The following is a 9312-nucleotide window of genomic DNA, read 5'->3' as shown; positions in this document are numbered from 1 at the left end:
ACACCCAGATCGCGGAAGCCCGCATCAGCTACGGCGGCCGCGGCGACATCAGCCGCGTCCAGAAGACGCCGGCCGGCCAGTCGCTGCTGGAACGCTTCTCGCCGTTCTAAGCCGGCTATGCGCCGCCTCGGCTCCATCCTCTTCGGCGCAGCCGTCCTCATGGGCGGCTGCGCTTCGATTCCGTCGGGCCTGGAATGGGCGCGCGACGACGCCGACGGCGAAGCCCGCCTTGTGCTGCTGAGCGACGGGCCGCTCGCACGCCCCGTCACCCTGAGTTGTCTACCCGCCTCGGGCGCCGTGGACCTCACGCTTGTGGGATATCGCCGCGACGGCGCGGCGATCGAGCTCCATTCCGGCAAGGTCTGGAACCGCTACCGCGGCGCCGGCGTCGCCGAGGACGGTCCGGACGCGCCCCTGCGGATCCAGGCCCGCCTGAATGCGGCCGATCCCGTGCTGGTCCACCTCGCCGATACGGGCGATCTCACCATCGTCCAAGGTCAGGTGAAGACGACTGCGCCCAACGCCTTCGCGCCGGCGCACGACTTCCTGCGGCTGTGTCAGGCGGGCTGATCGCGAAGGCGCCCGGCCGCCCGCGACCTCTCGCCGGTTGAGTTCGCCGCCCCGCGCGCCTATCCGGTGCTCATGGACAACCAGGCTCCCGCCGAAACGCCCCTGATTTCGAGGGTTTGCCGCAAGACCGGCGCCGGCGGCGCCGCGCCGTTCCTGCCGATGAGCCGCGCCGAGATGGACGTCCTGGGCTGGGACGCCTGCGACATCGTCCTCGTCACCGGCGACGCCTATGTCGACCATCCCAGCTTCGGCATGGCGATCATCGGCCGGCTGCTGGAGGCCCAGGGCTTCCGCGTCGGCATCATCTCGCAGCCGGATTGGCAGTCTGCCGAGCCCTTCAAGGCGCTGGGCAAACCGCGCGTCTTCTTCGGCGTCACCGGCGGCAACATGGACTCCATGGTCAACCGCTACACGTCGGATCGCCGGATCCGCAGCGACGACGCCTATACCCCCGGCGGTGAGGGCGGGAAGCGACCCGACCGCTGCACCCTCGTCTATTCCCAGCGCTGCCGCGAGGCCTACAAGGACGTCCCGATCATCCTGGGCGGCATCGAGGCGTCGCTGCGCCGCATCGCGCACTTCGACTACTGGTCCGAGAAGATCCGCCGCTCGGTGCTGGCCGACGCCAAGGCCGACCTGCTGCTGTACGGCAACGCCGAGCGGGCGGTGATCGAGGTCGCCAACCGCATCGCCGCCGGCGAGGCGCCGCGCGACCTTTCCGACGTCCGCGGCGTCGCCCTCTTCCGCAAGGCGCCCGAGGGCTACACGGAACTGCCGGCCGACGACCTCGACAGCGCCGACGAGGGCGCGGCCCGGAAGCCCGGCGACGTGGTCATCCGCCTGCCCTCCTACGAGCAGGTGGAGAAGGACTCCGAGGCCTACGCCCGCGCCTCCCGCGTCCTGCACCGCGAAAGCAACCCCGGCAACGCCCGCCCCCTCGTCCAGCGCCACGGCGACCGCGACCTGTGGGTGAACCCGCCGCCGATCCCGCTCAGCACCGAGGAAATGGACGCGGTCTACGACCTGCCCTACGCACGGGCGCCGCACCCGTCCTATGGGGAAGCCAAAATCCCCGCGTGGGAGATGATCCGCTTCTCGGTGACGATCATGCGCGGCTGTTTCGGCGGCTGCACCTTCTGCTCGATCACCGAGCACGAGGGCCGGATCATCCAGAGCCGCTCCGAGGAGTCGATCCTCCAGGAGATCGAGAACATCCGCGACAAGACCCCGGGCTTCACGGGCGTCATCTCCGACATCGGCGGCCCCACCGCCAACATGTACCGGATGGCCTGCAAGGACCCGAAGGTCGAGGCCGCCTGCCGCCGCCCGTCCTGCGTATTCCCGGGCATCTGCCCCAACCTGAACACCAGCCACGACGACCTGATCCGGCTCTATCGCAAGGTGCGCGAGGTGAAGGGCGTGAAGAAGGCGCTGGTGGCCTCGGGCGTGCGCTACGATCTGGCCGTCGAGAGCCCCGAGTACGTCCAGGAGCTGGTCACCCACCACGTCGGCGGCCTCTTGAAGATCGCCCCCGAGCACACCGAGAACGGCCCGCTCGACAAGATGATGAAGCCGGGGATCGGGACCTACGACCGGTTCAAGGAGATGTTCGACGCCGCCGCCCAGAAGGCCGGCAAGAAGTATCACCTGATCCCGTACTTCATCGCCGCCCACCCGGGCACCACGGACGAGGACATGATGAACCTCGCGCTCTGGCTCAAGAAGAACAACTTCCGCGCCGACCAGGTGCAGACCTTCCTGCCCTCCCCCATGGCCACCGCCACGGCGATGTATCACTCGGGCGTCAATCCGCTGAAGGGCGTGCGCCACGGGGCCAGCGAGAAGGTCGAGACGGTGAAGGGCCTGCGCCAGCGCCGCCTGCACAAGGCCTTCCTGCGCTACCATGACCCCGAAAACTGGCCGGTCCTGCGCGAGGCGCTGAAGGCCATGGGCAGAGCCGACCTTATCGGCCCCCGGCCCGACCAGCTCATCCCCGCCCATCAGCCGGGCGGCGGCGGTCCCCACGCCGGGCGGCCGAAACGCCACCCCGGCACGAAGTTCACCACCAAGGGCGTGCCGCTCCGGAAGTAAGCGGCGCGGCCGGGCCGGTGTCGTGGCAAAGGCCGGCGAGGATCAGGCGGCCGGCCGCCGGACGGCCGGCCGCTTGCGCCGCAGGGCGGCGCCGGCGGCGCCGAAGCCGGCGATCATCAGCGCCCAGGTTCCCGGTTCGGGAACGCCCGCCACGGGCGCGGTAGGCAGACGGACCGCGGCGGATGCGTTCGCGTTGCGCGCGTCCAGTCCACCCTCGGCGACCAGCATGTCTCCGTACTGTCCGAAGTTGTAGAGTTGATAGGTGAACAGGTTGCGCGTGGTGCAACAATCGCTGCGACCGTAGATCACGATGTCGCTGACATCGAAGGCGCTTGAGAACTTGACCAGCAGGTATTCGGTCGGCCCGGCGCCGTCGCTATGATAGATATTCGGATACGACGTGCTGATATTGCCGTCGGTCGCCTTGCCGGGCGTCGTGGACGCGTCGTAGCTGCCCGTCCCGTAGACAAGGCTGCCGTTGGCCGCCAGGGCGACGTTGACCCCGCCCGAGAAGACCTGCAGTTCGCCGATCTGGAGCCAGTCGCCACCGGCGGCGCCGCTGATGATCTTGATGGACGTCGCGACCGTTGCGCTCGCCGGCGCCGCCGAGCCCATCACCGCGAGGGCGGCGACCACGCCGCTCGCCCACTTGCCCGCCTTGGACTTCATACCCAAACGCCCCCTTCACATGCGCAGAGACCCGCCGATCGACGCGATCGCGGCGCTGACGCGCACTGGGGCGGTAAGTCAGTGTCGGGCCGGCGTCATCCCGACTAAACAGTGGGGTGTTCGAGCGCCGCCGCCCCGGCCACCCGGGGACTTAGCCACAGGCTCATGAGCGCCGCTCGGCTCCGAATCCCAAACTTCCGGTAGATCGCCACGACATGCTGATGGGTCGTCGACGCCGCCAGTCCCAGCTGGTGGGCGATGTGCTTTTCCGGCGCGTCGGTGAGGAGCAGTTGCAGCACCTTCTGCTCCGTCGCGGTCAGGGGGGCGGACGCCAGGAGCAGGCCATGGCTCAGCAGGACCTGGCGATGGAACCACTTGATGCCGCGCAGCGCGTAAGCGAGCCGCTCTAGCGCCTCCGCGTCGATTGGCTTGCGACTGTAGAAGCCGAAATGCGACTCGCATTCCGGGCTCAGCGGAAAGGCGACGAACGCGGCATCGACGATCCCCACCGCACCGTAATGCTTCTTGTAGAACGGCGTCGTGAACCACGCCGGCGGCAAGTCCCGCCGCAGGCCATAGGTGCGGAAAACGCCGACGTCGCGCATCGGCAGCAGGAAGGAGGGGTCGATCTCCCGGCGGTCCCACAGGCGAAGAATGTCCTGGAAGTGGCCGTCGTGAGCCGGCGGCGGCAGGGGATGCAGCGATCTCACCTGCGCGACACGCCACCCGCGCAGGAGGTCGCCTTCAGCTTCGCGGCTCATCCGGATCGCCCCGGCCCAGGTGGCGTTCCAGACGCCGCCAAGGTCGCATAGGCGGGCCATCAGTCGATCGAGAGCCTCCGCGCACCGGCTGACGTCGAAGTCGGAAAGCTCATCCCAGAGGGCGTGGACGAACTCTACGGACTGGGAACTCACGGCGACCGCTCCGGACGGACAGGGGACACGACCGCCTCGTCCTGTCAGGTTGCGGCGGGCTTGGTAAGCTAGGAATTCCACATCGGTCCACGGGCACGGCATCCGCCCCGGAACCGGGCGTTGGCGCCGCCGCGCCCACCAGCACGGCCGCGAAGAAGCCGTCCGCGCCGTGGCGGGCGGGGGTCAGCCGGACAAGGTCAGGATGCGCCCACCCGGAAGGCGGCATGCGCCCCTCGCCACCGTCAGGGGCGGTAAGGCGCCAGGTTCCGCCGAATCCGCTCCAGGATGTCGCCGTCCTCGGGCTCCGGTGGCTGGAAGGCCTGGCCGGTGATCGTCTCGAACGCCTGGATATAGACCTTCGACGTCCCCTCGATCAGCTCGGCCGGAATCTCCGGGATCGGATCGTTGTAGGGATCGCACCGGGCCGCCACCCAGCTGCGCACGAAGTCCTTGTCGAACGAGTCCGGCCGCTCGCCCGCGGCGAACCGGGCCGGATAGCTGTCGGCCATCCAGTAGCGGCTGGAGTCCGGCGTATGGATCTCGTCGGCCAGGATGATCCGGCCTTCGGCGTCCACCCCGAACTCGTACTTGGTATCGACCAGGATCAGTCCACGCTCGGCCGCCATCGCCTGGCCGCGCGCGAACAGCGTCAGGGCGTAGGCCGATACGGTCTCCCACTGCGCCGCGGTCAGCAGCCGTTGGGCCAGGATCTCGTCCGGCGTCAGCGGCTCGTCGTGGCCCGCGTCGAAGGCCTTGCTGGTGGGCGTGATGATCGGCTGCGGCAGCCGCTCGTTGTCGCGTAGGCCCTCCGGCAGCGTGTGGCCGTACATCTGCCGTTCGCCGCGCTTGTAAAGCGTCAGGATCGAGGTGCCGGTCGTCCCGGCCATATAGCCGCGCACGACGATCTCGACCGGCAGGATGGTCAGCTTCCGGCCGACGACCACGTTAGGGTCCGGATACTCCAGGACGTGGTTGGGGCAGATGTCCGCCGTCTCCTCGAACCAGTAGCGCGCGGTCTGAGTCAGCACTTGCCCCTTGTAGGGGATGGCGGCCAGGATGCGGTCGAAGGCGCTCAACCGGTCCGAGGCGACGATGATGAGCCGCCCATCGGACAGGGCGTAGGTGTCCCGCACCTTCCCCCGATAATGGTTGGGAAACTCGGGAAGGGTGGCGTCGGCCAGGACGGGCGTTGCGGCGGGCTGCATGCGCGCGGTATTGGCGGCGGGTCCGCCCGCGTCAAGACGCCCGGACTTCCGCGGCGGCTGGGCTGGCGGCGGTCGCCGCGCGAACCATCACCGCCGCGAAGAAGCCGTCCGTGCCGTGGCGCGCCGGGGTCAGCGACAGGTGCTCCGGATGCGCCGAGGCCGTGATCTGCGGCGCCGCCTCGCGCAGCGGCACGACCGCGAACTCCGGATGCGCCGCCAGGAAGGCCTCCAGCTGCGCCTCGTTCTCCTGCGGCAACAGCGAGCAGGTGGCATAGACCAGCCGCCCGCCGGGCTTCACCAACCGCGCGGCGCTGTCGAGGATACTCGCCTGCAGCGCCGTCAGCGCCTCCAGCCCCGTGTCCTGCGCCCGCCAGCGCGCGTCGGGGTTCCGCCGCCAGGTGCCGGTCCCGCTGCATGGCGCGTCCACCAGCACCCGGTCGAAGCCGCCCTTGTGCCGCTTCACCCACTTGTCGCGCTCGCTGCTGAGCAGGCGCGTCTGGATGTTGTGCAGCCCCGCGCCGCGGAACCGCTCGGCCGCGCGCTTCAGTCGCCCCTCCGCGACGTCGCAGGCGATCACCATGCCCTTGTTCGCCATCTGCGCGGCGATCGCCATCGTCTTGCCGCCCGCGCCGGCGCAGAAGTCCACGACCCGGTCGCCGGCCTTGGCGTCCACCAGCATCGCCACGAGCTGGGAGCCCTCGTCCTGGATCTCCGCCTCGCCGGTCTTCAGCATCGGCAGGCGGGCCAGCGACGGCCGCTCCGCGACGCGCACGCCGAAGGGCGCCGTCCCGCACGCCTCCGCCGACAGCCCCCGCGCGCGCAGTTCGGCCAGCACCGCCTCCCGCGTGGCCCGCAGCGGATTGACCCGCAGGTCCAGCGGTGGCGGCGCCAGCATGGCGGCCATCTCGCGCGGAAAGTCGTCGCCGAACCGCTGGCGCAGCGGCTCGGCCGCCCAATCGGGGCATTCCGCCCGCACCGCCTCCGGCATGTCGGGATGGTCCAGCGACCCGCCCTGAAGGCTGCCCAGCAGGCGGCGTTCGGCCTCGGTCAGGGCGAACGCGCCCTGGATCTGCTCGCGCGTCCGGACCCGCCCCAGCGCCAGCCAGGCCAGCAAGCGGTTACGCGGCGTCGCCGCGCGCTCGTACTTCGCGAGCCACCAGCCCAGGCGGGCGTGGGCCCGCAGCACCGCATAGACCAGGTCCGAAATCTCACCCCGGTCGGCGTCGCGCAGGCCGCGCCGCGCCCGGAACCACGCCGAGACGACCGCGTCGGCGGGACGCGGATTGCGCTCGACCTCGGCGATCAGTTCGAGGGCATCTTGCAGGCGGTCGGCGGAGTTCACGGACGGCGCATTCCGGAAAAGGCGCGGACCTAGCCCCCTTCCCGCCCGCCGTCCATCCTGCCGCGCCCCCGCGCAATCTGAGATTGCCAACGGCCAAGCTTGCATCTAACGTGAACAAAACACGTACAACAGGGCGCGAGCATGCCAGTCAAAAGCTATACGGCGATCGATCCGGTGAAGCTCGGGCGCGTCGTTGTGATTGCCGTCTACGTCCAGATTGTCGCCGAAGTCCTGCTGTCGCTTGCGTACGGCTACGCGATGACCGGCCCCGGGCAGGCCTTCGTCGAGGAGGACCTGCGCGCGAGCGATCTGGGCGTGGGCTTGTCCAGCCTTCTCTACCTCGCGTCGTACTTCGCCTGCGGATTTATCGCCCTGAAGTGGATCTATCGGGTCAACCGAAACGCCCACGCCTTCGCGCGCGGCCTGACCATATCGCCGCCCTGGTCCATCGGCTGGTACTTCATCCCGATCGCATCCCTCTGGAAGCCGTACGAGGCGATGAGCGAGACGTGGCAGGCGACCGCCCGGCCTCAAGCCTGGAGAACCGCGCCCAAGCCCAAGTTCCTCGGCTGGTGGTGGGCCGCCTGGCTGGTGTCCGCCTTTCTTGGCTCGATCGCCAACATGGTCAGCCGCTTCACCGACGATATCGCCACGAACAGCGCGGCGATCCTCATCGCGATGCCCGTCTCCATCGCCGCCGACCTGCTTTTCGTGCGCCTGGTCAAGCAACTGAGCCCGCTCCAGCAGGCCCAGATCAATTTCGGGATGTTCGATGAGTCCGACGCGGCTGCGTCGACGCCCTCACAACCGGCCGTGGCCGCCCCTTAAGCCCGACGCCCCTTCGCCGAGGCGTTATCCACGCCAAGGGCGCCGAGCGCTGTGCGCAGGATGCCCTCGGCGTCCAGGCCGGCCTGGGCGTACATGGCCTCGGGCTTGTCGTGGTCCTGGAAGATGTCGGGCAGCGTCAGCGTGCGCACCTTCAGGCCGCGGTCCAGGGCGCCGTGCTCGGCCAGGGCGTGCAGCACGAACGCGCCGAAGCCGCCCACCGAGCCCTCTTCGACCGTGATCAGCGCCTCGTGCTCGCGGGCCAGCCGCAGCAGCATGTCGATGTCCAGCGGCTTGGCGAAGCGGGCGTCGGCGACGGTCGCCGACAGGCCGCGCGCCGCGAGTTGGTCGGCCGCCTTCAGCGCCTCGCCCAGGCGCGTGCCGAACGACAGGATGGCCACGGCCGTCCCCTCGCGCACGATGCGGCCCTTGCCGATCTCGAACGGCGCCGCCAGCAGCGGGATCTGGGCGCCCACGCCCTCGCCGCGCGGGTAGCGGAAGGCCGAGGGCCGGTCGTCGATGGCCACGGCGGTCGCCACCGCGTGGGCCAGCTCGGCCTCGTCGGACGGCGCCATCATCACCATGCCGGGCAGCGCGCCCAGGAAGCCGATGTCGAACGAGCCCGCGTGCGTCGCCCCGTCGGCGCCGACCAGCCCGGCGCGGTCGATGGCGAAGCGGACCGGCAGGCCCTGGATCGCCACGTCGTGGACCACCTGGTCGTAGCCCCGCTGCAGGAACGTCGAATAGATCGTGCAGAACGGCTTCATGCCGTCGGCCGCCAGGCCCGCGGCGAAGGTCACCGCGTGCTGCTCGGCGATGCCCACGTCAAAGGTGCGGTCGGGGAACTTGGCGCCGAACAGGTCGAGGCCGGTGCCGGAGGGCATGGCCGCGGTGATCGCCACAATCTTGTCGTCGCGCTCGGCGTGCTTGATCAGCTCCTGGGCATAGACCTTGGTGTACTGCGGCGGACCGGCCTGCGTCGGCTTGGCCTGCTTGCCGGTGATCACGTCGAACTTCACGACGCCATGATACTTGTCGGCGGCGCTCTCGGCGGGGCCGTAGCCCTTGCCCTTCTGCGTCACCACGTGGACCAGCACCGGCCGGTCGTCGATCTTGCGGGCGTTCTGCAGCACGTGGACCAGGGCGTCCATGTCGTGCCCGTCGATGGGCCCGACGTAGTAGAAGCCCAGCTCCTCGAAGAACGTGCCGCCCGTGACCATGCCGCGGGCGTATTCCTCGGCCTTCCGCGCCGCTTCCTGCAGCGGCTTGGGCAGCGCCTTCGACACCGCCTTGCCCAGGTTGCGGAGCGACTGGTAGCCGCCGCCCGAGACCAGCCGGGCAAAATAGGCGCTCATCCCCCCCACCGGCGGGGCGATCGACATGTCGTTGTCGTTGAGGATGACGGTGAGCTGCTTGGTCGTGGCGCAGGCGTTGTTCATGGCCTCGTAGGCCATGCCCGCGCTCATCGAGCCGTCGCCGATGACGGCGACCACCTTGTTGTCCCGCCCCTGCGCGTCGCGCGCGGCGGCGAAGCCCAGGGCCGCGCTGATCGAGGTGGAGGCGTGCGCCGCGCCGAACGGGTCGTATTCGCTCTCGCTGCGCTTGGTGAAGCCCGACAAGCCGCCGCCCTGGCGCAGCGTGCGGATGCGGTCGCGCCGCCCGGTGAGGATCTTGTGCGGATAGGCCTGGTGGCCGA

The 9312-nt window shown here is 69.7% G+C and carries 9 protein-coding genes; 4 read left to right on the top strand and 5 right to left on the bottom strand.

Going from position 1 to position 9312, the window contains the following annotated elements; genetic code table 11:
* From Q0L11_RS06525 to Q0L11_RS06515, 3 genes are all read left to right on the top strand, one after another.
* On the top strand, window positions 1–110 hold a 110-nt coding region (locus tag Q0L11_RS06525), incomplete at its 5' end, for a flagellar basal body L-ring protein FlgH (RefSeq protein WP_296596174.1).
* A gap of 7 nt (window positions 111–117) precedes the next feature.
* Window positions 118–570 carry a hypothetical protein gene (locus Q0L11_RS06520; protein ID WP_296596173.1) on the top strand — a complete coding sequence of 151 codons (453 nt, stop codon included), beginning with the start codon at window positions 118–120 and terminating at the stop codon, window positions 568–570.
* 72 nt (window positions 571–642) lie between these two features.
* Complete coding sequence (locus tag Q0L11_RS06515) at window positions 643–2661, top strand: YgiQ family radical SAM protein (RefSeq protein ID WP_296596172.1); 2019 nt, start codon at window positions 643–645, stop codon at window positions 2659–2661.
* A 42-nt stretch (window positions 2662–2703) separates the two neighbouring features.
* Here Q0L11_RS06515 and Q0L11_RS06510 read toward each other — a convergent pair whose 3' ends face one another.
* The 4 genes from Q0L11_RS06510 to Q0L11_RS06495 all read right to left on the bottom strand — a co-directional run bounded on the left by Q0L11_RS06510 (window position 2704) and on the right by Q0L11_RS06495 (window position 6791).
* Entirely contained in the window at window positions 2704–3330 is a 627-nt protein-coding gene (locus Q0L11_RS06510; RefSeq protein ID WP_296596171.1) for a discoidin domain-containing protein, read from the bottom strand.
* Between the two features lie 104 nt (window positions 3331–3434).
* Window positions 3435–4244: a helix-turn-helix transcriptional regulator gene (locus Q0L11_RS06505; RefSeq protein ID WP_296596170.1), complete on the bottom strand. Its 810-nt coding sequence runs from the start codon at window positions 4242–4244 to the stop codon at window positions 3435–3437.
* Window positions 4245–4486: 242 nt separating this feature from the next.
* Window positions 4487–5449 carry a phosphoribosylaminoimidazolesuccinocarboxamide synthase gene (locus tag Q0L11_RS06500; protein WP_296596169.1) on the bottom strand — a complete coding sequence of 321 codons (963 nt, stop codon included), beginning with the start codon at window positions 5447–5449 and terminating at the stop codon, window positions 4487–4489.
* 31 nt (window positions 5450–5480) lie between these two features.
* On the bottom strand, window positions 5481–6791 hold the full coding sequence (locus Q0L11_RS06495; protein ID WP_296596167.1) for an RsmB/NOP family class I SAM-dependent RNA methyltransferase: 1311 nt from the start codon (window positions 6789–6791) through the stop codon (window positions 5481–5483).
* A 141-nt stretch (window positions 6792–6932) separates the two neighbouring features.
* Between Q0L11_RS06495 and Q0L11_RS06490 the strand changes: the two genes are divergently transcribed.
* Entirely contained in the window at window positions 6933–7619 is a 687-nt protein-coding gene (locus tag Q0L11_RS06490; protein WP_296596166.1) for a DUF4328 domain-containing protein, read from the top strand.
* Here Q0L11_RS06490 and dxs read toward each other — a convergent pair.
* On the bottom strand, window positions 7616–9312 hold a 1697-nt coding region (gene dxs, locus Q0L11_RS06485), incomplete at its 5' end, for a 1-deoxy-D-xylulose-5-phosphate synthase (RefSeq protein WP_296596164.1). The two genes, Q0L11_RS06490 and dxs, sit on opposite strands and share 4 nt — an antisense overlap.

Source organism: Phenylobacterium sp. (assembly GCF_024508875.1).
Classification (GTDB): Bacteria; Pseudomonadota; Alphaproteobacteria; order Caulobacterales; family Caulobacteraceae; genus Phenylobacterium.
This window is presented reverse-complemented; position numbering and strand designations above follow the sequence as displayed.